The organism is Pontibacter korlensis (genome assembly GCF_000973725.1).
Classification (GTDB): domain Bacteria; phylum Bacteroidota; class Bacteroidia; order Cytophagales; family Hymenobacteraceae; genus Pontibacter; species Pontibacter korlensis.
Window position 1 is genome coordinate 548,468 of the sequence record NZ_CP009621.1, and the last position, 22,011, is coordinate 570,478.

The 22,011-nt window shown below is 48.0% G+C and carries 16 protein-coding genes; 5 read left to right on the plus strand and 11 right to left on the minus strand.

The features are described 5' to 3' along the window. Positions 1-81 precede the first annotated feature (81 nt). Positions 82-1,956, minus strand: a complete 1,875-nt coding sequence (gene mutL / locus PKOR_RS02245; RefSeq protein ID WP_046308893.1) for a DNA mismatch repair endonuclease MutL — start codon at positions 1,954-1,956, stop codon at positions 82-84. Positions 1,957-2,378: 422 nt separating this feature from the next. Here mutL and PKOR_RS02250 point away from each other — a divergent pair, with 422 nt between their 5' ends. The 4 genes from PKOR_RS02250 (at position 2,379) to PKOR_RS02265 (ending at position 9,969) form a co-directional block, all read left to right on the plus strand. Then, complete coding sequence (locus PKOR_RS02250; RefSeq protein ID WP_046308895.1) at positions 2,379-5,327, plus strand: serine hydrolase domain-containing protein; 2,949 nt, start codon at positions 2,379-2,381, stop codon at positions 5,325-5,327. A gap of 75 nt (positions 5,328-5,402) precedes the next feature. Next, positions 5,403-6,539 (plus strand): N-acetyl-alpha-D-glucosaminyl L-malate synthase BshA, encoded by a 1,137-nt coding sequence (gene bshA / locus PKOR_RS02255; protein ID WP_046308896.1) that lies wholly within the window; start codon positions 5,403-5,405, stop codon positions 6,537-6,539. A 431-nt stretch (positions 6,540-6,970) separates the two neighbouring features. Continuing rightward, entirely contained in the window at positions 6,971-8,863 is a 1,893-nt protein-coding gene (gene serA, locus PKOR_RS02260) for a phosphoglycerate dehydrogenase (RefSeq protein ID WP_046308898.1), read from the plus strand. 17 nt (positions 8,864-8,880) lie between these two features. After that, a complete protein-coding gene (locus tag PKOR_RS02265; protein WP_046308899.1) occupies positions 8,881-9,969 on the plus strand; it encodes an aminotransferase class V-fold PLP-dependent enzyme in 1,089 nt (362 codons plus the stop codon). A gap of 264 nt (positions 9,970-10,233) precedes the next feature. Here PKOR_RS02265 and PKOR_RS02275 read toward each other — a convergent pair whose 3' ends face one another. Continuing rightward, a complete protein-coding gene (locus tag PKOR_RS02275; RefSeq protein ID WP_046308902.1) occupies positions 10,234-10,776 on the minus strand; it encodes a DUF7935 family protein in 543 nt (180 codons plus the stop codon). Positions 10,777-10,935: 159 nt separating this feature from the next. Between PKOR_RS02275 and PKOR_RS02280 the strand changes: the two genes are divergently transcribed. After that, positions 10,936-11,283, plus strand: coding sequence for a HesB/IscA family protein (locus PKOR_RS02280; protein WP_046308904.1), 348 nt, complete (start codon positions 10,936-10,938; stop codon positions 11,281-11,283). A 279-nt stretch (positions 11,284-11,562) separates the two neighbouring features. Here the strand turns inward: PKOR_RS02280 and PKOR_RS02290 are convergent, their stop codons facing one another. The 9 genes from PKOR_RS02290 to PKOR_RS02330 form a co-directional block, all read right to left on the minus strand. Continuing rightward, positions 11,563-12,444 (minus strand): ChaN family lipoprotein, encoded by an 882-nt coding sequence (locus tag PKOR_RS02290; RefSeq protein ID WP_046308906.1) that lies wholly within the window; start codon positions 12,442-12,444, stop codon positions 11,563-11,565. 91 nt (positions 12,445-12,535) lie between these two features. Next, complete coding sequence (locus tag PKOR_RS02295; RefSeq protein WP_046308908.1) at positions 12,536-13,894, minus strand: ABC transporter permease; 1,359 nt, start codon at positions 13,892-13,894, stop codon at positions 12,536-12,538. Continuing rightward, a complete protein-coding gene (locus PKOR_RS02300) occupies positions 13,887-14,822 on the minus strand; it encodes an ABC transporter ATP-binding protein (RefSeq protein ID WP_476704245.1) in 936 nt (311 codons plus the stop codon). Before PKOR_RS02300 ends, PKOR_RS02295 begins: the two co-directional genes overlap by 8 nt. 250 nt (positions 14,823-15,072) lie before the next feature. Then, positions 15,073-16,218, minus strand: a complete 1,146-nt coding sequence (gene dnaJ / locus PKOR_RS02305; protein ID WP_046308910.1) for a molecular chaperone DnaJ — start codon at positions 16,216-16,218, stop codon at positions 15,073-15,075. Between the two features lie 3 nt (positions 16,219-16,221). Then, positions 16,222-16,797, minus strand: coding sequence for a nucleotide exchange factor GrpE (locus tag PKOR_RS02310; RefSeq protein ID WP_046308911.1), 576 nt, complete (start codon positions 16,795-16,797; stop codon positions 16,222-16,224). A gap of 227 nt (positions 16,798-17,024) precedes the next feature. Then, complete coding sequence (gene obgE / locus PKOR_RS02315; RefSeq protein ID WP_046308913.1) at positions 17,025-18,017, minus strand: GTPase ObgE; 993 nt, start codon at positions 18,015-18,017, stop codon at positions 17,025-17,027. Positions 18,018-18,041: 24 nt separating this feature from the next. Continuing rightward, positions 18,042-18,635: an adenylate kinase gene (locus PKOR_RS02320; RefSeq protein ID WP_046308915.1), complete on the minus strand. Its 594-nt coding sequence runs from the start codon at positions 18,633-18,635 to the stop codon at positions 18,042-18,044. Between the two features lie 125 nt (positions 18,636-18,760). Then, complete coding sequence (gene hpt / locus PKOR_RS02325; protein WP_046308917.1) at positions 18,761-19,303, minus strand: hypoxanthine phosphoribosyltransferase; 543 nt, start codon at positions 19,301-19,303, stop codon at positions 18,761-18,763. Positions 19,304-19,402: 99 nt separating this feature from the next. After that, complete coding sequence (locus PKOR_RS02330; RefSeq protein ID WP_046308918.1) at positions 19,403-21,661, minus strand: sodium-translocating pyrophosphatase; 2,259 nt, start codon at positions 21,659-21,661, stop codon at positions 19,403-19,405. Between the last annotated feature and the right edge of the window lie 350 nt (positions 21,662-22,011).

The following is a 22,011-nucleotide window of genomic DNA, read 5'->3' on the forward strand; positions in this document are numbered from 1 at the left end:
CCTAAAACGCAGTTGATCAAAATGTATGCGCAGCATAGCTTCTACGTGTGGCTAAGCAGACACAACTAATTACAACCAAAATTATGCCTTCAGAAACAGCTCATGCAGCTGACTGAGCTCCATGATCACCAGTGTTTTCTGGCCGCCCGGCGTATAGTTCGGTACCTGGCACGCAAAAAGCTTATCTACAAGCGAATTCATTTCCAGATCGCTCATACGTGCCTGCGACCGTGCGGCCAACCTTTTGGCCATAGCGCGGGCCAGGTTTTCTCTTTTATCAAGCTTTAACGTAGCCGAATTGTTTTTGTATTGTTCAATCAGCTCCTCCAGCAGTTCTTTTTCATTGGCAGCCTGTACATCGGCAGGAATACCATTGAGTATAATAGTGTTGCCACCAAAATCCTCAAACTGGAAGCCCATATCCTTGAACTCCGCTGACAGCTCCTTGATGAGTACAGCATCAGTAGCTGAGAGCTCAACCGTTTGCGGGAACAGCAAGGCCTGTGAGGCACCTGTTTTCTTCTGCAACGAGGCAATATACTTCTCATACAGGATGCGCTCCTGAGCTGCCTGCTGGTCAATTACCATCATTCCGGATTTAACCTGTACCAGCAGGTACTTCTGATGAATCTGTATGGCTTTCTTGGTAGAGGCAGGCGCTGTGTCAGGAGCGGCAAATGCATCGCTCAGCAGCCCCGTGCCCGATGAGGCAACAGTGCTTTCAAGCTCGTCTGGCTCTGCATTACGCATCGGTTCATACAGCTGCTCCCACCCTCTGGATGTTGCGCGCTTGGTAGCTGGGGCCGGAGGTGTAAAGCCCGGGAAAGAAGTACTGCCTCCACTACTGGTAGCTTTGCTTTCTGCCTTCTTCTCCGGCTCAAATTCGCTGTTAAAGCCGCCCTGCAGGCGTATGGGCTGCAGCGGGGCGTAATTTACATCCTGCTCAAAGTCCAGCGAGGGCGCAATATTGTAGGCACCAAGAGCACGTTTTACGGCTGCGTGTACAATCGCGTACACCGTTTTCTCATCCTCAAACTTTATCTCGGTCTTGGTTGGGTGTACGTTAATATCGATCTTCTCCGGATCTATCTCTATAAAGAGCACATAGAAAGGATGGTTCTCCTTTGCCACTAAACCTTCAAAAGCGGTCATTACAGCGTGGTTCAGGTAGCCACTCTTCACAAAGCGGTTATTTACATAGAAGAACTGCTCCCCACGCGTTTTCTTTGCGTGCTCTGGCTTACCCACATAACCTTTTACTACCAGAAAGCCCGTGTCTTCCTCGCAGTAGGCCATCTGGTTTTTATAGTTACTTCCAAAGATGCTTACAATCCGCTGGCTCAGTTTGGTAGCAGGCAGGTTAAACACCTCCATGTCGTTATGGTGCAGCGTGAAACTAACCTCTGGGTATGCCAGGGCCACCCGCTGGAACTCCTCCAGGATGTGGCGCATCTCTACCGCATTAGATTTAAGGAAATTGCGGCGTGCAGGCACATTGTAAAACAGGTTCTTTACAGCAATGGATGTACCCTCTGGTGTAACCACTGGCTCCTGCAGCACTACTTCTGATCCTTCTATTACCAGCTTTGTACCAGTCTCGGCTCCTTGTGGCTTTGTTTTAAGCTCTACCTGTGCTACTGCACCAATAGAGGCCATTGCCTCGCCCCGAAACCCCATCGTACGGATACGGAACAGGTCTTCGGTAGTGCGGATTTTGGAGGTAGCATGGCGCTCAAAGCACATGCGGGCATCAGTCTCCGACATACCTGCGCCGTTATCCACCACCTGCACCAGTTGTTTACCGGCCTCCTTCACAATAAGCTGTACACTAGTAGCCTGCGCATCAATAGCGTTCTCCAACAGCTCCTTCACCACAGAGGCTGGGCGCTGTACCACCTCACCGGCCGCAATTTGGTTGGCAAGGAAATCAGGCAGTAAATGTATGATGTCGGGCATCCGCTTTTCTAACTCCTTCTTACTATATAGTTTATTTTCTCTCTAAACCAGCTGATTTGGCCTTTGTGGCTAAATATTTGCTCTTACTTATTTGTAAATGCAGAACTAATTCAGAGTTAAATTTATTATTAAATTACAGAAGCCTCTGATCTGAGGCTGGAAATTCTGCCAACGAGTTCGCGTTGCTTTTCGTCTAAAAAAGTATAGCGATAAATTTATATCAGTGTCGGGGCTGGTGGCGTTAGCACAGTAAGGCTACTCTTGAGGCCACGTAAGCTGTTTTAGCCGGTAGGTCTTTCTCCTACCACACTAAGCTAATGGCAGTACCGATAAACGTGTTGGATAGTCTGTATTTCCGAACCGCCTTGTGCAAAATTAGGCTTAATTTTGACTTGTTCCAATTAATAAAATAGTAGCGTAGGATGTTGAAGAGTTTTAGTGTAGGTGTATTGATTCTTGTTTTTCTTGTAATGGGACCTCTGATGTCGTTTAATCCGTCAGAGGAGATTATCGCGCATCCGCAGGAACAGCAATGGGTCGACAGCGTGATGACCACACTAACTCCGACACAGCGCATTGGGCAGTTGTTTATGGTGGCTGCTTACTCCAATAAAGACCAGAAACACATTACCAAGATAGACTCGCTGGTGGGTCAGTATGGTGTTGGAGGCCTCATGTTTATGCAAGGTGGCCCTATGCGCCAGGCTATACTTACTAACCGCTTTCAGAGCAAGGCAAAAGTTCCGCTGTTGATCGCGATGGATGCTGAGTGGGGCCTGAACATGCGCCTGGACAGCAGCATGCACTTTGCCCGCCAGATGACGCTGGGTGCCATGAACGATGACCGTTATGTCTACCTGATGGCACGCGAGATAGCCCTGAAGATGAAGCGCCTGGGTGTAAATGTTAGCTTCTCCCCCGTGCTGGATGTAAATAACAACGCCAACAACCCAGTAATTGGCAACCGCTCTTTTGGTGAATCTAAGGAGGCTGTCAGCCGATATGGTGTGGCCTATATTCGAGGCTTGCAGGACCATGGCGTAATGGCCGTGGCCAAGCACTTCCCTGGCCACGGGGATACAGATAAAGACTCGCATTACGACCTTCCTGTTGTTCAGCATAACATGCAGCGCTTAACAGATGTGGAACTGTACCCTTTCAAGCAGTCTTTTGACGCTGGTGTGATGGGTGTAATGGTAGCGCACCTGTACCTGCCTAACATCGACTCAACCAAAAACCAGGCAGCAACACTTTCCAAGCCGATTGTTACCGGTCTTCTGAAAGAAAAGATGAAGTACAAAGGCCTTGTGTTTACAGATGCCCTGAACATGCAGGGCGTAAGTAAATACCATAAGCCTGGAGAGGTAGACCTGAAGGCCCTGCTTGCCGGTAACGACGTGCTGCTTTTCCCGGAGGATGTACCCACGGCTATCGACAAAATCACGAAGGCTGTTAAGAAGGGGCAGATCTCGCAGGCTGAGATAGACCAGCGAGTGCGCAAAATCCTGCATGCCAAGTACTGGACAGGACTGAACAGGTATAAACCTGTGAAGCTGGAGAACCTGCAGGAGGACATAGACCGCCCGGCCAGCCGCGTTATACAGGAGCAGTTATATGAGAATGCGGTAACGGTGGTGGAGAATGAGCGCAACTTTATTCCTTTCCGCAACCTGGATACCCTTAGCATTGCCTCTGTGGCGGTAGGTACTTCGGTAAATAATACGTTTCAGGAGACAATGAGTAACTACGCTCCTATCAACCGTTTTACCATTCCTGACCGTTACGCCCCTGATACTGCCTTTACCAATATCATCCCAAAACTGGAGGGTAATGATGTAGTGGTGGTAAGTATACATGGGATGAACAATACGGCCGCCAAGAACTTTGGTATTGGCACAGGTACGCTTGCCTTTATAGAATACCTGCGCGAGCGAACCAACAAAAAAGTAGTGGTAGCGGTAATGGGCAATGCCTACAGCTTAAAGCTGTTCGAAGGTAATAAATGGCTGGTAAACGGTTACGAAGACAACCCTGTATCGCAGTCGCTGGTACCTCAGGTGCTTTTTGGTGCACGCGCCGCACAAGGTAAATTGCCTGTTTCTGCCTCTAAAAAGTATACTGCTGGCACAGGGTTACCAACTGCTACGCTAGGTCGCCTGAAGTACGGTGTACCGGAGAGCGTAGGCATGGATTCCAGAGTACTGGAACAGATCGACAACATCGCTACCGAGGCGATTGCTTATGCTGCTACGCCAGGTATGCAGGTGCTGGTGGTAAAGGACGGTACTGTAGTGTATAACAAGGCCTATGGCCACTATACCTATGATGCCATGAAGCCGGTAACGAAGAACACCATTTACGACATTGCCTCCATCACGAAAGTGGCAGCCACACTGCAGGCTGTTATGTTTCTGAAAGATCAGGGCAAAATCAATCTGGATGAGAAGCTAGCAACGTACCTGCCGGAAGTAAAGGGCACGAACAAAGCTAATTTAGTAATACGCGATATCCTGGCGCACCAGGCGGGTCTAAAGCCAGGTATACCTACCTGGCAGAAAACTATCGATAAGCGCAAGCTGAAAGATACTTACTACGCCAGTACACAGAACGACACTTACATGAATGAGGTGATACCTGGAGTATACTCCATCAACTCCATGGAAGACTCTTTGTGGGCCTGGACTGTAAAAACACCGCTGCTGCCACAGCAGAAAACCGGAGGCTATGAGTATGCCTACAGCGATCTAGGCTTTTACATTATGAAACGTTTGGCTGAGACCATGCTAAACCAGCCTATTGAGGAGTTCCTGGAGCAGAACTTCTATGCTCCGCTTGGCCTCAGCACCATGACATATACGCCGCTTATCAAGCACCAGAGAGAAGAAATTGCTCCTACCGAGGATGATACTTATTTCCGGAAGAACCTGATACGAGGCACGGTGCACGACCAAGGCGCAGCCATGATGGGTGGTGTAGCAGGACATGCAGGTTTGTTCTCCAACGCCAATGACCTGGCTATACTCATGCAGATGAATATGAACAACGGCAACTATGGCGGACATAAATATTTTGGCACTGAAGTAGTGTCTGAGTTTGCAGAGCGCCAGTTCAAAAACAGCCGCCGTGGCTTAGGTTGGGATAAACCTGCTCAGGATGGTAATGGTCCTACCTCGGCTTTAGCTTCGGCCAGCACTTTTGGTCATACCGGATTTACCGGAACAGCCGCTTGGACAGACCCAGAAAACAAGCTGATCTATATCTTCCTGTCTAACAGAGTGTACCCGGATGCAAGCAATAATAAGCTGGTGAAATACAACATTCGCACAAGGATCCATGACGTGATCTATAAAGCCATGGTGCCTAAAACATAAAAATAAAATCAGTAGTTTAGCGGGTGCAGCAACAAAAATGGGCTGCACTTGTTGTATTGCCATACATCCTGAATAATGAGAATTGGTATAGTCTGTTATCCAACTTTTGGCGGCAGCGGCGTAGTAGCCACTGAACTTGGTAAAGCCTTGGCACTGAAGGGGCACCAGGTACATTTTATTACCTACAGCCAGCCTGCACGCCTTGATGTCTTCAACGAAAATCTTTTTTACCACGAAGTATACATCCCCACCTATCCGCTGTTTCAGTACCCGCCGTACGAGCTGGCCTTGGCTAGCAAAATGGTAGATATTGTAAAATTTGAGAAACTGGACGTGCTGCACGTGCACTATGCTATTCCGCATGCTTCGGCAGCCTATATGGCAAAGCAAATTCTGCGCACCAAGGGCATCAATATTCCGGTAATCACCACCCTGCATGGTACAGATATTACCCTGGTAGGTAAAGATGCCTCTTTTGAACCAGTGGTTACCTTCAGCATTAACCAATCTGATGGCGTAACGGCTGTTTCCGATAGCCTACGTGCTGAAACCTACGACTTCTTCCAGATAGAGAAAGAGATCGAGGTAATCCCCAACTTCATCGATCTTGAGAAGTTCAGCCGCCAGAAAAAAGAGCATTTCCGGATGGCTATTGCCCCAAACAACGAAAAGCTGCTGGTGCATACCTCTAACTTCAGGGGAGTGAAGCGCGTGGAAGATGTAATCCGCATCTTTGCTAAGGTGCGTGAGAAAATACCGAGCAGGTTGCTAATGGTAGGCGACGGACCTGACCGCCCTAAAATGGAAAAGCTGTGCCGTGAGCTAGGTATATGCCAGGATGTTCGCTTTTTAGGCAAACTGGAGGCTGTGGAGGAAGTACTTTCTATCGCCGACCTGTTCCTGATGCCGTCCGAAAAGGAAAGCTTTGGTTTAGCTGCGCTGGAGGCTATGTCGTGCCAGGTGCCCGTAATTTCATCTAATGCCGGCGGTATACCAGAGCTAAACATTAACGGCGTTACTGGCTTTGTTAGCCCGGTTGGCGCTGTGGATGAAATGGTGCAGAATGCACTTTACATACTCGATGATGAACACCTGCCACAGTTTAAGGCCAATGCCCTTAATCGTGCCAAGGATTTCGACATCGAAAAGATTGTGCCACTGTATGAGGAGTTCTACCAGCGCATTATAAAAGAGCAGCTGGCTTTGTTGTAGTACTCTACTTACGAGTAAATGCCAAAGAAAGCCCTCGCACTTGGGGATTTAGCCAAGGGATGAATTTGGTTTTCTTTTTGAACCACTCGATGTGGTGCGACATCCCTTCACTTTTGTTGGGTTTGATCTTACCCTATGTTCTACCGCCTGCACTTGCCGGCTGTTACCTTTGCTGCAGCAAACATGCCCTGCACCGGGATGTGAACGCAGCTAGTAATATAAGAAATAAGGCGGTCGGGCAGACCGTTTCAGCTTGGGAGATATACGGTCGCAGTAGCCAGGTAGCCCAAGAATCCAACCTGCTTTAGCGGTGGGAATGTCAAAGTAAAAGAATAATAGTAAAAAGAACCGGCCTGCTACTGCATGGCCGGTTCTTTTTTTATACCTTACAGGCTTATCTATGCTTAAGTCTTTAAGAGCCACACGTACCCATGAGCAAAGACAAGTACTTCATCATTGACTTCGACAGCACCTTTACACAGGTAGAGGCGCTGGATGAATTAGGAGCCATCTCCTTACAAAACCACCCCGAAAGAGAGCGCATACTAGAGCAGGTAAAACAGATTACCGACAGCGCCATGGCCGGAAAAAGTTCTTTTTCCGAAGGTCTGACGCAGCGCCTGAGCCTGTTGCAGGCACACCAAAATCACCTGCCGCAGCTTATCGATAAACTCAAAGACAAGGTCTCAGAGTCTGTCCGCCGAAACAGAGATTTTTTGCAGCAGTACGCAGACCACATTTATATCATTTCGAGCGGTTTCAAGGAGTTTATCACGCCGATTGTAACGGAGTATGGCATAAAGGAAGGAAACGTTTATGCCAACACATTTGAGCTTGATGAGCAAGGTAATTTGGTAGGTTTTGATACACAAAACCCGCTGAGCCTGGACAAGGGCAAGATAAAGCTGCTCGAGCAGTTGGCGCTGCCTGGCGATGTGTATGTACTGGGCGACGGCTACACAGATTACGAGATCAAGGAAGCTGGACTGGCTAACAAGTTCTATGCCTTTACAGAGAATGTAGTGCGCGATAGTGTAGTAGCCAAAGCCGAATTCATTGCCCCTACCCTTGATGAGTTCCTTTATCAAAACAAACTCCCTATGGCCATATCTTACCCTAAAAACCGCATCAGTGTACTACTGCTAGAGAACGTACACCCACAAGCCGTAGAGCTCTTCCGCAAAGAGGGGTATCAGGTGGAAACAGTAAGCGGAGCGCTAAGCGAGGAGGAGCTGTGTGAGAAGATTAAAAATGTATCTATACTTGGCATCCGTAGCAAAACGCAGGTCACCCGTAAGGTACTGGAGCATGCTAACCGCCTGATGTGTGTTGGTGCATTCTGTATTGGTACAAACCAAATTGATCTGGATGCATGCCTTGAGGCGGGTATAACTGTTTTCAACGCTCCTTATAGTAACACGCGTAGTGTGGTAGAGCTTGCCCTGGGCGAAATTATCATGCTAAGCCGTGGTGTAGTAGACAAGAGCAATAAGATGCACCAGGGTAACTGGGACAAGTCGGCAAAAGGCAGCTTTGAGGTGCGCGACAAAAAGCTGGGTATTGTTGGATACGGAAATATTGGTGCACAGCTGTCGGTGTTGGCAGAGGCCATGGGTATGGAAGTATACTACTACGATGTGGTGGAGAAGCTGCAGTTAGGCAACGCCCGCAAATGCAGTACACTTCGTGAACTGCTGGAGAAGGTAGACATCGTGACACTGCACGTAGACGGCCGCCCGGAAAACAGGAACATATTTGGAGCCGAGGAGTTTGCTGCCATGAAAGATGGTTCCATCTTCCTGAACCTGAGCCGTGGCCATGTGGTAGACATTGAAGCCCTGGTACAAAGTATAAAGTCTGGCAAAATACGAGGGGCAGGCGTAGATGTGTTCCCCGAGGAACCTGCTACTAACAGCGACCCATTCGAGAGCGAATTGTGCGGCTTACCAAACGTTATACTCACGCCACATGTAGGCGGCAGTACCTCTGAGGCACAGGAGAACATCGCCAACTTTGTGCCTAACCGCATCATGGATTATATTAACTCTGGTAACACCTACGGCAGCGTTAACTTCCCTAACCTGCAGTTACCGGAGCTTAAGAATGCACACCGCCTCATCCACATACATGCAAACGTGCCGGGTGTGTTGGCTAACATCAACCAGGTGCTTGCCAAAAACCATGTGAACATCCTGGGCCAGTACCTGAAAACGAACGAGCGTGTGGGCTATGTGATCACTGACATTGACAAAGCTTATGATAAGCAGGTAGTAAGCGACATGAAGCAGGTAGCTCACACAATCAAGTTCCGCATACTTTACTAGTCCGAATCAGCACGACCATGAACAACAAAGTATACTTTACACCCGGCCCATCTGAACTATACCCTACCGTTCCGCAGCACATGCAGGAGGCCATGGCGCAGAAAATTGGCAGCATCTCCCACCGCAGCAAGCAGTTTCAGGAGATTTACGCCAGTGTGGAAAGTAGTGTGAGAGAGCTGTTGCAGCTACCGGATGAGTATGAGGTGTTCTTTGTATCGTCGGCTACCGAGATCTGGGAGCGGGCCATACAGAACAATGTACGCCGTGAGAGCTTTCACCTGGTGAATGGCTCCTTCTCCAAGCGCTTTTACGAGACAGCTAAGGAGTTAGGGCGCGAGGCGCATGCGCATGAGGTGCCTTTTGGGCAGGGTTTTGATGTGGCAAGCATATCTGTACCGGAGACAGCAGAGTTAGTGGCACTTATTCAAAACGAAACCAGCTCAGGAGCTTGTATGCCGGTAGGGGAGCTCAATCAGTTTAGGGAGAAAGCTCCTGCTGAGGCACTCATTTACGTGGATGCCGTGTCTTCTTTACCTTACCCTGCCATCGATTTTGCCAAAGTAGACGCAGTATACTTTTCGGTGCAGAAATGTTTTGGGCTGCCAGCCGGGCTTGGCGTGTGGCTGGTAAATGATCGTTGTATGGCCAAAGCCAGGGAAATGCAGGATGAAGGTCTGTCCATAGGCTCTTACCACACGTTGCCCTCGCTTCTAGATAAGGCACTGGTGAGCCAGACAGTAGAGACGCCTAATGTGCTTAATATCTACCTGCTAGGCAAGGTAGTGCAGGATATGAACCAAAAAGGCGTTGATGCAATACGAAAAGAGACTGAAGCCAAGGCTGAACAGATTTATACTTTCCTGGAGGGCAGCAGCATCTTTTCTCCAGCCGTGGCTAACCCGCAGCACCGGTCTAGGACAACTATTGTAGCCAACACCACCATACCTGCCTCCGAGGTAAACAAGCTATTAGCTCCGTTTGACATGCAGGTAGGCAGTGGATATGGCAAGTATAAAGAGAGCCAGATTCGCATTGCCAACTTCCCGGCACATAGCCCAGAGCAGGTAGAGAGCTTGATTGAGAAGTTAAAGAGTATTTCTGCGTAGCACTTTAGGATCAGATTAACTACTTAAGGTAAAAGTACCCAAACTCTAAAGCTGTGAGCACTAGAATTAGGGTAAACACCGAGATAAGTACGATACCTGCAGGTCTTAATTTAGATCTGTCCTTCTTCACTATACTTGCTAACAAAAACCAAAAGATCAGAGACACACCTACAAGTGCGACTAACACTTTAAGGATTGTTAATGCTATCATAGATATCAAGCACCAGAGAGCTGAACAAGGTATTCCCTGTTCAGCTCTCTGGTTTAAAAAGTTTCTCTTACCTCCTGCTTAACAAAATTAATGGCGCGGGCAGTAGGATCCTGCTCATTTACCAACACCGTCTCAAGTACACGCTTTGCCAGATCGGTGCCACGGGCATTCTCGGGTAGTTCCTGGTAAGTTTTGTTGATGAGCGTTACCACATCCTCGCGGGCATGGTTTACCTGCTGCCAGGCCTGCTCACTCATGTACACCTGCTGCGACATGTTGTGGTTAAATTCATTCCTGATCTCAGAAAGCAGCAGCCTATGATACTCAGCCGCTGTTTGCCCTGCAGGGCTGACACGGAGCAGCAAGTTGCTAGGTGTAATACGCTCCAGTAGCAGCACTATACGCTCATAAGCCTGAAGGCGGATCGACGTAATGGTCTCTCCCCCTTTCCTGTCCTTTTGCTGCGCTTGCTCGGCACACAAACGATCCTCACGTTCATAGTGCTTTTGCAGCAGGTAGTACAAACCGCCAACCAACACCAAAGCCGGTAAGCAGAGCTTCAGCAATTCTATTAACAAAGCAAAAAAATCAGCCATTTTGTATCATTTATGAAAGTATAAATATCGCAAAAAATTAATTTAAGATACATGAATCATTTTCTAGCTTTACCTGTTTACTAAGTACAGCGCATCACCTGCAAGCATGTTTGTAGATAATTGCGTAAGTTTGTGGCTACAAATAAAGAATTTCATACAATGGCAACAGAAACTAAAACTGCACCTATAACCTTGACAGAAAGAGCCTTGGTAGAGGTTAGAAATATAATGAAGGATAAGAACGTACCAGCCGAGTATGGTCTGCGTGTAGGCGTGCAGGGTGGTGGCTGTTCAGGTCTTTCTTACCTGTTGGGCTTTGATAAAGCAAAAGATGCTGACGAAACTTATGACCTGGATGGTGTAACACTTATTATGGACAAGAAGCACGGCATGTATGTTATGGGCATGGAGGTTGACTTCCAGGATGGCCTGAATGCAAGAGGTTTTACATTTAACAACCCACAGGCTACCAGCACTTGTGGTTGCGGAAGCTCATTCTCTGCATAATCAAGAAACCTTCTTTCTCTTTAGGATAGGCAAAGCCCGGCTGTTTTAGCTGGGCTTTGCTGTTTTATGGTTGATTGTTCAACTAGATTAGGTCCTCTAAATATTTTGCAGCCAGCCAACACGTACTTTGCAAGTATGCCTGTAGCTACAAACCCCAGCACTGTAGCCAATACTTTCTCTACAAGAGTGTCAATTTGCAGCAACGGAAAGCCAAGCATCAAAATGACATGTAGTATGAACCCGTTGTCCATTTACTTCTTCGTAAACTAGCAGCAGTGGTTAATATGTTTTGGTCATGGTGGCGGGCACTACAAGTATAAAATCCGCCTTTTTCTTATGTTCGTTAGCTAGTGATTCCACGCTCTCCTGAGTTACAGTCGTGATGGTAAGGGTGTTTAGCTGTGGTTGCTCCTGCTTCAGGTACCAGCCAATTCCTTCAAAATTATCAGAGTGATAGGCACCATTCAGGTGAAGCACCTGCCTCCCCTGCCGTACTTGCCCAAGTATAAAATGCGCCATCGTAGCATCTTTCAATGCCTGCGCCTGCACAATGTTCAAGCTCTTAGTATTGCCATGCGTGCTGCTGCCAAACATCGATAGCATGTTCTTATACCCAGACAGCTTCATATCTACTGTAATCGGTAGCGGGGCTATGTACTTTTTTGCCTCCTCCGACAAGCTTTCCAAAGCAGCCAAGCTGCCGCCCGAAACCATGGCAGCATAGCGACGTGGTACATTTGTGGCGATAAATGGTAATTTCTGCTCTTGTGCATAACGCACTATGGGTCTGTAGTCGGTGGCGTAGTTTGGCCATGGCCGCGACTCCTGCTCAAAGTTTTTCTCTGGTACCTGCCCTGCCAGAAACTCATTTAGTACTAGCTGTACATCTGTTTCAAACATCTCAGCTCCAATGGCAAACTTACCAGTATTTGCCTGATGCAGGTCCTTGGCCAGTTCCAGTTGCAGCCAATGCGCAATAGGGTTGTTGTGCTGCTCACCAAACAGGACCACATCAGCCTTCTCCAGTTCATTCAGCATTTTACCATAGCTTATGCTTTTTCCCTCTGCGGTAAACAGGCGGTACGCAGGCTTGTCTTTTTTCTGAGCCATGGCAATGGTTGTTATGGCGATAAAGAGAAGTGTCAGAAAATTATACTTCATGTACTTTGAATCAATAATTATACTTTAAGATAACAACAATAGCCGGCACTTAGGGCACCGGCTATTGGTATAATGCACGAATCCTTGAAGGCTAAACCCTATAAAACAGCCACTTTGATAGCTCTTTGTAGTTTACTTTTTTGCCATACATCAGGATGCCTACACGATATATGCGGCTGGCAATCCAGGTGGTGAAGATAAAGCCTCCAACGAGCAGCCCCATCGACAGCAGTAACTCCCAGGCAGGCACCCCAAACGGTACACGCACCATCATCACGATCGGAGAGGTGATCGGTATGATAGACATCCAAAACGCTACAGGCCCATCAGGGTTTTTTAGCACAATAGAGTATGACATGATAAAGGCTATGACCAGCGGAATAGTAATCGGCATCATGAACTGCTGCGTGTCGGTTTCGTTATCTACAGCAGCTCCAATGGCTCCGAAAAGAGAGCCGTAAAGCAGGTATCCTCCCAAGAAGTAAAACAGGAAGCACCCAAAAATAAGCCCAACCGGAAGGTTAGCAAAGCTTGTTTTGATGTCTTTGAACGTACTGGCAAACTCGTCCTGGTCTTCCGGGTTATCAACTGCAGTTCCCGCATCGGCCTCCACGCTTTCGCCTTGCGCTGCCATCTGGCCAGCGGCGTATTGCGCGGCAGGCGACGGAGCAGCATCTATGCCGAAGGCAGCTGAAACAGCCGTTACTGCCAAAAACGAAAGTATAATCCAGAGCAGAAACTGGGTAAGCCCTACTGCCGCTATACCTACAATCTTGCCCATCATTAGCTGAAATGGCTTAACTGAGGAAATCATTACCTCCACAATGCGGTTTGTCTTTTCCTCAATCACGCCACGCATTATCTGTACTCCATACATAAAGATGAAGAAGTAGATAATCACAGCCCCTATCACACCGGCTACTGAGGTGATGATAGCGTTATTGTCCTTCTCTCCTTGGTTACTCAGGTTGATGGCTGTCAGCTTTACATTAGCCTGAATCTTATCAAGCGTTGCGCGGTCGAGGCCGGAAGCCAGGTAGCGCTGGCTTTCAATCTCGTTTTCCAGGATGTTCTCCAGGCGCACCTGGGTTTGTATGCTAATGTTTTTTTGACCATACACAGTAAAGCCTTGAGGGTCTTCCAGGCTCATTTTCGGAATGTAAAGCAGAGCTGTATTATCTGTTTCCTGGTAGAGCAGCTTTGCCTGCTCCAGCGAGCCCGCCAGTGGTATAAACTTCAGGTCTTGCTTGTTCTGCAGTTTTCCTTCAAACAGACCGCTCTCATCCAGCACCATCACCGTCTCTGTTTCGTCTGACATGCTGATGAGCAGGCCCGGCAGAATCATGAATGTAGCCAGCAACAGCGGTGTCAGTAGCGTCATGATGATGAAGCTCTTTTTACGAACACGCGTCAGGTACTCGCGCTGTACGATCAACCAGATTTTAGACATGGTGGGTTTCCTTTACTTTACGGATGAAGATTTCGTTTATACTAGGCACAAGCTCTACAAAAGAGTGTACCTCTACGCGCTGAATCAGGTAACGCAGCAAATCGTTTGGAGAAGTATTATTCAACAGCTTTATGTTCGCTCTGAAGATGCCATGGTTATCATGCTGCTCCAGCACCTCTAAATCGGGAGAGGTTACCATCAGGTGCCCTTTGCCAATTACCTGGTAAGTGTCTGTTTTGTAGGCATCCCTAATCTCCTTCACCGACCCATCCAGCACTTTTCTGGAGCGGTTAATCAGGGCAATGTTATCGCACAGCTCCTCTACTGATTCCATACGGTGCGTGGAGAAAATGATGGTAGCTCCTTTTTCCCGCAGGCTCAATATCTCATCTTTTATCAGGTTAGCATTGATTGGGTCGAAACCAGAGAAAGGCTCATCCAGAATAATCAGCGAGGGCTCGTGCAGCACCGTAGCAATAAACTGCACCTTTTGCTGCATTCCTTTCGAAAGATCCTCAATATTCTTACCCAGCCACTCGCGTATCTCAAAGCGATCTACCCATGCTTTGATGCGTGCTGTAGCCTCACTCTTGCTCAAGCCTTTCAGTTGAGCTAAGTATAGCAGCTGCTCCCCTACCTTCATCTTCTTATACAAGCCCCGCTCCTCTGGCAAATACCCCATGTCTTTGATGTGGTCCGGCCTGAGGCGCTCGCCTTTGAAATAAACTGCTCCGCTATCGGCACCAGTTATTTGAGTAATAATTCGGATAAGAGAAGTCTTTCCCGCACCATTTGGGCCCAGCAAGCCAAAAATGCAACCCTGCGGTATCTCAAAGCTTACATTATCAAGGGCTGTGTGGTTTGCGTAGGACTTGGTTACGCTGTCAATTTTCAGAATGCTCAAGGTGGTCTGATTTTGTTTACTCAAATATAAATAATATGTAGTAGAGTATACCAGAAGGACTATACTTAATCGACTAAGGCTACTTTCATGCAGATAAAACAGCGGATGAGGTGGTTTAGTGGGAATGTCTCTTAAGAATTTCCTCTAACGCGACAGGCTCAGCTTATAGGCAACACCTTGGTAGTAAACCTGTGCCTGCGGCAGGACAAAGAAAAAGCCCGGCCTTCCACTTATACGGGAAAACCGGGCTAAAACTATAGTTCAGGAAGGTCTTTTATTGGAAGTAGTCTTTTACCTTCTCAAAGAATCCTTTCTCATTCTTGCCTGGATTTGGCGTGAAGTTAGCAGAGTAACGCAGGCCTTCCAGCACTGCTTTCTCATCGCTTGTCAGTGACTTCGGAGTCCAAACGTTCACATGAATCAGCTGGTCGCCTTTGCCGTAGCCGTTTATGTCCTGAATACCTTTGCCACGCAGTCTGAAGATCTCGCCGCTTTGTGTACCTGGTTTGATAGTAATTTTCACCTTACCAGTAATAGTTGGCACCTCTACCTCTGCACCCAGGGCAGCATCAATAAAGCTGATGTACTGCTCGTAGATAACGTTATTACCTTCGCGCTTCAAGGTTGGGTGTGGCTCCTCCTCAATCTGGATTAGCAGGTCGCCTGGCACACCACCACGCTCTGGTACGTTACCCTTGCCGCTCATAGATAGCTGCATGCCATCCATTACACCGCCTGGTACGTTTATCGTAATCACCTCTTCCTGTAGCTGTCGGCCGCTGCCATGGCAAGTTTCGCAATTGCTGGTTACAATACGACCTTCGCCGTTACAGGTAGGGCATGTTGAGGTTGATACCATCTGACCCAGCATAGTATTTACTACCTTACGAACCTGACCTGAGCCCTGGCAGGTACCGCAGGTCTGCATATCAGTACCGTTCTTGGCGCCGTTACCCCCGCAGGTGCTACAAGCTACGTAACGTTTTACCTTTATCTTTTTCTCTACGCCGTTGGCTATCTCCTCCAGGTTAAGTTTCAGCTTGATGCGTAGGTTAGACCCTTTGCGCATACGGCGCCCTCCGCCAGAGCGTCCGGCGCCTCCAAAGAAGCTTTCAAAGCCGCCTCCGCCAAAGATATCGCCAAACTGCGAGAAGATATCGTCCATGTTCATACCACCGCCGCCGCCGAAGCCGCCGTTCATGCCCTGGTGACCGAACTGGTCATAACGCTGGCGCTTCTGCTGGTCGCTCAGCACCTCGTATGCCTCTGCTGCCTCTTTGAACTTGTCTTCGGCAGTAGGGTCGTCCGGGTTCTTATCGGGGTGGTACTTGATGGCGATTTTGCGGTAAGCTTTTTTTATCTCCTCCTGCGTGGCATTCTTGCTTACTCCCAAAACCTCATAATAATCTCTCTTAGCCATAGCTTACGCTCCTATTACTACTTTCGCGAATCGGATCACCTTCTCGTTCAGCGTGTATCCTTTTTCAATTACATCTACAATTTTGCCTTTCAGCTCTTCAGACGGAGCCGGAATCTGCGTTACCGCCTCGTGGAAGTCGCTGTCGAAGTCATCTCCAGCCTTTGTATCCATTGGCTTCAGCCCCTTTTGCACTGTTACATGCTTTAGTTTATGGAACACAAGCTCCAAACCCTGCAGCATGGTATCCACGTCTTTGGTTGTTTCCATCGACTGGCGCGCACGCTCCATGTCATCCAGTACTGGCAGGAGTTCACTCATCGTCTCCTGGTTAGCCGTTTTAATCAGCTCCAGGCGCTCTTTAGCAGTGCGGCGACGGAAGTTTTCAAACTCTGCCATCAGGCGCACAAATTTATCTTTCATCTCTGCCAACTCTACGGCCGTATTATCTCCCTGCGATTCAGCAGTAGTTTCTTCAGCTGTTTCGTCCACCTGATTCAGTTCCTCTTCAGTGGTTGCATTGGCAGTATTTTCCTGCAATTCCTCTTGTTCCTGCTCCTTTTTAATATCTTTATCTGACATAATGCCTTAAAAAAGTTGGGTTGATTGGTCTATATTGTCTTTTCAATTGTCTTGCCAAACAAAAGAGTGTGCCAGATTGACACAAGTTAATCGTTTCGCTGCAAGGTAGTTCAAAGTCTAATCTTTGATATAACCTAACAACCTGTGGCAGACGTTTTAAAAAAAATCGGTAGCAAGCTTTGCAGCCTCTACCGATCCTTTAGTTTATACTTTAAACTGGGCTGTTCTTAACTGTTGAGTGTATCCCAGATTATGTCCTTAAGCTTGGTGATGTTCTTACCCGTAATGCTGGAAATAAACACAGTTGGTAAATCCTCCGGCAAAGTTCTTCGCATTTCCTCCTCCAGCTCCTCATCCAGCATGTCGGATTTGGTGATGGCAAGTATGCGCTTTTTATCCAGCAGCTCTGGATTATAGGTCTCGAGCTCGTTTAACAGCACCTTGTACTCCTCGGCAATGTCTGCACTCTCACAGGAAACCATAAACAACAGTATGGAGTTCCGTTCGATGTGGCGCAAAAACCGCAGCCCCAGCCCTTTTCCTTCCGAAGCTCCTTCGATGATACCCGGAATATCGGCCATCACAAAGGATTTGTAGTCGCGGTAGGCTACTACACCCAGATTAGGCTCCAGTGTAGTAAAAGCGTAGTTCGCAATTTTAGGCTTAGCAGCCGAAACAACCGACAGCAGTGTAGATTTACCAGCATTCGGGAAACCTACCAGACCAACATCGGCCAAAAGCTTCAGTTCCAGAACTACCCATTCCTCTATACCTGGCTCGCCTGGCTGGGCATAGCGCGGTGTTTGGTTTGTTGGCGACTTAAAATGGGCGTTACCCAAGCCACCTCTACCCCCAGGGGTAAGTATAATTTCCTGCCCGTCTTCTGTGATTTCGCACATGATTTCGCCGGTTTCGGCATTTCGGGCAATTGTTCCAAGTGGAACCTCCAGCACTTCATCTTTGCCTTGTGCACCAGTCGAGTGGCTAGGGCCCCCGTTCTGTCCATTTTCAGCAATCACATGTTTTCGGTACTGCAGGTGCAGCAACGTCCATAACTGGGAGTTACCGCGAAGTATGACATGCCCACCACGGCCTCCGTCACCCCCATCAGGGCCACCTTTTGCCGTCTTCTTATCGCGATGCAAGTGTGCGGAACCTCCACCACCATGCCCGGAACGTGAGCAGACCTTAACGTAGTCTATAAAGTTACTTGATGCCAAATTTTTCTTTAAGCCTGTAGCTTATTATTTCTCTTCCTGCTTTTCTTTCAATGCATCAATATGCTGGCACAGCGCCTTGAAGATATCTTCAATATCGCCAATACCGTCTACTGCAAAATATTTGCCTTGGCCGGCATAATAGTCTGCCACCGGTGCTGTCTTAGTATTATACTCCTGCACACGTTTGCGGATCAACTCCTCGTTCTGATCATCTGGTCGGCCAGAGGTTTTACCACGCAGCAATAAGCGTGTTGTTAGCTCCTCATCATCTACACGCAGGGCAATCATGCAGGAAATCTCCGTACCGTTGTCTTGCAGCAGCTTATCCAGACCCTGCGCCTGAGGCACAGTGCGAGGAAAACCATCAAAGATGAAGCCTGGCGCCTGGCGGTGCTCTTTCACTTTGTTCTCAATCATCCCGATTACTACCTCATCCGGCACCAGTAGTCCGTTGTCCATCAGTTTTTTAGCTTCAAGACCAAGGGCTGTGCCTGCGGCAATCTCAGAACGAAGCAAATCGCCGGTAGAAAGGTGAATAAGATTGTATTTATCAATCAGTTTTTGACTTTGAGTACCTTTTCCGGCACCTGGAGGGCCAAACAAAACGATGTTAAGCATATCTTATAGCTAATTATAAAAAGCAAATATAGGTATAAATTCTGTGTACTTCCTGATTTTCTGAGGTTAGGAACGGCTGCTCCTGTAGTTTCTGAATGCCTGCTAACGCTTCCTATACCTCAGGGTTACGACACGATCTTGTAAATATCGCGCAGGTTTCTGCCGAGGCCGTTGTAGTCCAGGCCATAGCCAACCACGAAATCATTTGGGATGGATTTAGCCACATATTTTATGTCAAGCTGGTGCTGCAGGCAGTCAGGCTTCATCAACAAGGTAGCTACTTCTACAGAGGCAGGGCTACGCTCTTTCAGTTGCTTTAGCAGGCCATGCACAGTGTGGCCGGTATCTACAATATCCTCCAGCACTACCACATGGCGGCTATGGATATCTTCTGTCAGGCCCAGTATTTCTTTTACTTTACCCGTGCTATGCATGTCTTGGTAGCTCGACAGCCTAATAAAAGAAATTTCACAAGGTATAGAAACGCGCTTCAGCAGATCGGACGCAAACATGAACGAGCCATTCAGTACAGCCAGGAACAGGGGTTGCTTATTACCGTAATCTTTGTCTATCTGCTCAGCCAACATTGTAATGCGGGCTATAATCTCCTCTTCAAATATATAGGTACTAAATTCACAATCGTGAATCTGAATATTGCGCGGATCCATGTAGCGTTGGGTTGATACTTGAACAAAGGTAAGTATAAATTAAAAAATAAGCCCAACCGAAAGTTGGGCTTACCTTTATATTTCATACCAATAACTACTTTACTGCTTGGCTGGGGCTAGTGCCACTGGGGTTTGATCTGTAGCATTGGCAGTGCTTGTAGCTGGCTTTAGCTGTTCCTGGTTCAGGTTAATCGGCTCCACTTCAATTGGCGCCTCAGGTATGGCCGGCTCCTGATCCAGCCCAATATGAGGGGCAATAACCAGCGACACGATAGACATGAGCTTAATAAGAATATTCATACTTGGCCCAGAGGTGTCTTTGAATGGGTCACCTACGGTATCGCCGGTTACAGAAGCTTTATGAGGTTCAGAGCCTTTATACTCCATCACGCCGTTTATCTCAACACCCTTCTCGAAAGACTTTTTGGCATTATCCCAGGCACCGCCGGCATTAGACTGGAACATAGCCATCAGCACACCTGAGACTGTTACGCCTGCCAGGGTACCACCTAGCACCTCAGCTGAAGAAGTATCCGGAAATACATCCCTAAGTCCAAAACCAATAATAATCGGCACTAGAAGGGCAATGGCACCTGGCAACATCATTTCGCGGATAGCAGCCTGAGTGGAAATAGCCACACACTTTTCGTACTCCGGTTTACCAGTGCCTTCCATGATACCCGGTATCTCGCGGAACTGACGGCGCACCTCCTGCACCATCGCCATGGCGGCTCTGCCTACTGCAGAAATAGCCAGCGCAGAAAAGATGAACGGGATCATGGCTCCAATGAACAAGCCAGCGAGCACGGGCGCTTTATATAAATCTATGGTACGGATACCAGCAATACCTACGAAGGCGGCAAACAGTGCCAGCGAAGTAAGCGCAGCTGAAGCAATGGCAAAGCCTTTACCTGTGGCGGCAGTGGTATTACCCACGGCATCCAGTATATCAGTACGTCCACGTACTTCTTTAGGCAACTCACTCATCTCGGCTATACCACCTGCGTTGTCAGCAATCGGCCCGAAAGCGTCGATGGCCAATTGCATGGCTGTAGTAGCCATCATACCAGCTGCTGCTATTGCCACCCCATACAAACCAGCCGCCGCATAAGAGAGCACGATGCCACCAGCAAGCACAATAATAGGCAGCACTGTAGAATGCATGCCCACTGCCAAGCCGGCAATAATATTAGTTGCATGCCCTGTAGAGGACTGCTGCACGATGGAATTCACAGGCTTCTTTCCCATTGCCGTGTAGTACTCTGTGATGATACTCATCAGCGTACCTACCACCAAACCCACAATCACAGCCATGAAAACGCCAAGCTGAGTAAATTCAAAGTTGCGGAGGTTCAGATTTTCAGGTAAAATCCAGGTAATAACGAAGTAGGAAGCAATGGCTGTAAGTATAACGGAGATCCAGTTACCCCGGTTGAGCGCAGCCTGCACATCCCCGCCTTCACTCACACGCACAAACAGCATTCCGATAAAAGAGAAAACGATGCCTAAGCCAGCTATGAGCATGGGAAGTATGATGGGTGATAAACCGCCAAAATTATCTTCTACTGCTACCTCTCGGCCCAGAACCATGGTAGCCAATATTGTTGCCACATAAGAGCCGAAAAGGTCGGCACCCATACCTGCCACGTCGCCCACGTTATCGCCCACGTTATCGGCAATGGTGGCGGGGTTACGCGGGTCGTCCTCCGGGATACCAGCCTCTACCTTACCTACTAAGTCTGCACCTACGTCAGCGGCTTTAGTGTAGATCCCCCCACCCACACGGGCAAACAGCGCTATACTTTCGGCACCTAGCGAGAAACCCGTAAGCACCTCCAGCGCTATTTCCATTTCAATGCCATTCACGTCACCGCCTGTGCTTTGCACAAACATGTAGTAGAAGAGTATGAATAAGGAGCCTAAACCTAATACCGCTAAACCGGCCACTCCCATCCCCATCACAGAACCTCCTGCAAACGACACGTTAAGAGCTTTGGCAAGGCTGCTTCGGGCAGCCTCTGCTGTACGCACGTTGGCTTTGGTGGCAATACGCATTCCTATAAAACCAGCAAGGGCTGAAAATACCGCTCCAATAATGAATGCCCCCACAATAAGCGGATGAGAACGCTCACCGGTATACCCCAGGTAAGCCAGGAATATAGAAGCGATGATGACAAAGTAGGCTAACACTTTATACTCAGCTTTCAGAAAGGCCATGGCGCCATCAGCTATATAGCGGGCAATAGCGCTCATGTGCTCGTTGCCGCTTGGCTGCTTTGTCACCCAAGCTGACCTAATACCCGTGTATAGTAAGGCTGCCAAGCCAAAGGCAGGGATTGCGTATAAGATAGGTTCCATCTGGTGTTGTTAAGGGTTAATGAGATATTTATATATACCTATTTTAAATAAAAAAGATTCTTTAGAATTTTGCAAATGTTCCACAACCTTTTAATTCAGACCACTCCACAGCTATACGTCTACTGTTAAGAGCGTTACAACACCAATAGGTAAATATTTTTACGAAGTCTATAAATACATTATTTACGATGTTCCACACCAATAAAAAAGAGCTGACTCTACCATAGAATCAGCTCTTAAAAGCATATCTGCAACTTTGACTTGTAGTCCTAAGAATCGCGCTCCTGTAGCTCTAACGTATAGGTAGCTTTATAAGCACTCCGCTTTTCATATGCCCAGCGCCGTGTGCT

Excerpts from the sequence above, each read along its gene's own strand:
- mutL (WP_046308893.1), bottom strand. The coding sequence starts at position 1,956 with ATGCCCGACATCATACATTTACTGCCTGATTTCCTTGCCAACCAAATT.
- PKOR_RS02250 (WP_046308895.1), top strand. The coding sequence starts at position 2,379 with ATGTTGAAGAGTTTTAGTGTAGGTGTATTGATTCTTGTTTTTCTTGTA.
- bshA (WP_046308896.1), top strand. The coding sequence starts at position 5,403 with ATGAGAATTGGTATAGTCTGTTATCCAACTTTTGGCGGCAGCGGCGTA.
- serA (WP_046308898.1), top strand. The coding sequence starts at position 6,971 with ATGAGCAAAGACAAGTACTTCATCATTGACTTCGACAGCACCTTTACA.
- PKOR_RS02265 (WP_046308899.1), top strand. The coding sequence starts at position 8,881 with ATGAACAACAAAGTATACTTTACACCCGGCCCATCTGAACTATACCCT.
- PKOR_RS02275 (WP_046308902.1), bottom strand. The coding sequence starts at position 10,776 with ATGGCTGATTTTTTTGCTTTGTTAATAGAATTGCTGAAGCTCTGCTTA.
- PKOR_RS02280 (WP_046308904.1), top strand. The coding sequence starts at position 10,936 with ATGGCAACAGAAACTAAAACTGCACCTATAACCTTGACAGAAAGAGCC.
- PKOR_RS02290 (WP_046308906.1), bottom strand. The coding sequence starts at position 12,444 with ATGAAGTATAATTTTCTGACACTTCTCTTTATCGCCATAACAACCATT.
- PKOR_RS02295 (WP_046308908.1), bottom strand. The coding sequence starts at position 13,894 with ATGTCTAAAATCTGGTTGATCGTACAGCGCGAGTACCTGACGCGTGTT.
- dnaJ (WP_046308910.1), bottom strand. The coding sequence starts at position 16,218 with ATGGCTAAGAGAGATTATTATGAGGTTTTGGGAGTAAGCAAGAATGCC.
- PKOR_RS02310 (WP_046308911.1), bottom strand. The coding sequence starts at position 16,797 with ATGTCAGATAAAGATATTAAAAAGGAGCAGGAACAAGAGGAATTGCAG.
- PKOR_RS02320 (WP_046308915.1), bottom strand. The coding sequence starts at position 18,635 with ATGCTTAACATCGTTTTGTTTGGCCCTCCAGGTGCCGGAAAAGGTACT.
- hpt (WP_046308917.1), bottom strand. The coding sequence starts at position 19,303 with ATGGATCCGCGCAATATTCAGATTCACGATTGTGAATTTAGTACCTAT.
- PKOR_RS02330 (WP_046308918.1), bottom strand. The coding sequence starts at position 21,661 with ATGGAACCTATCTTATACGCAATCCCTGCCTTTGGCTTGGCAGCCTTA.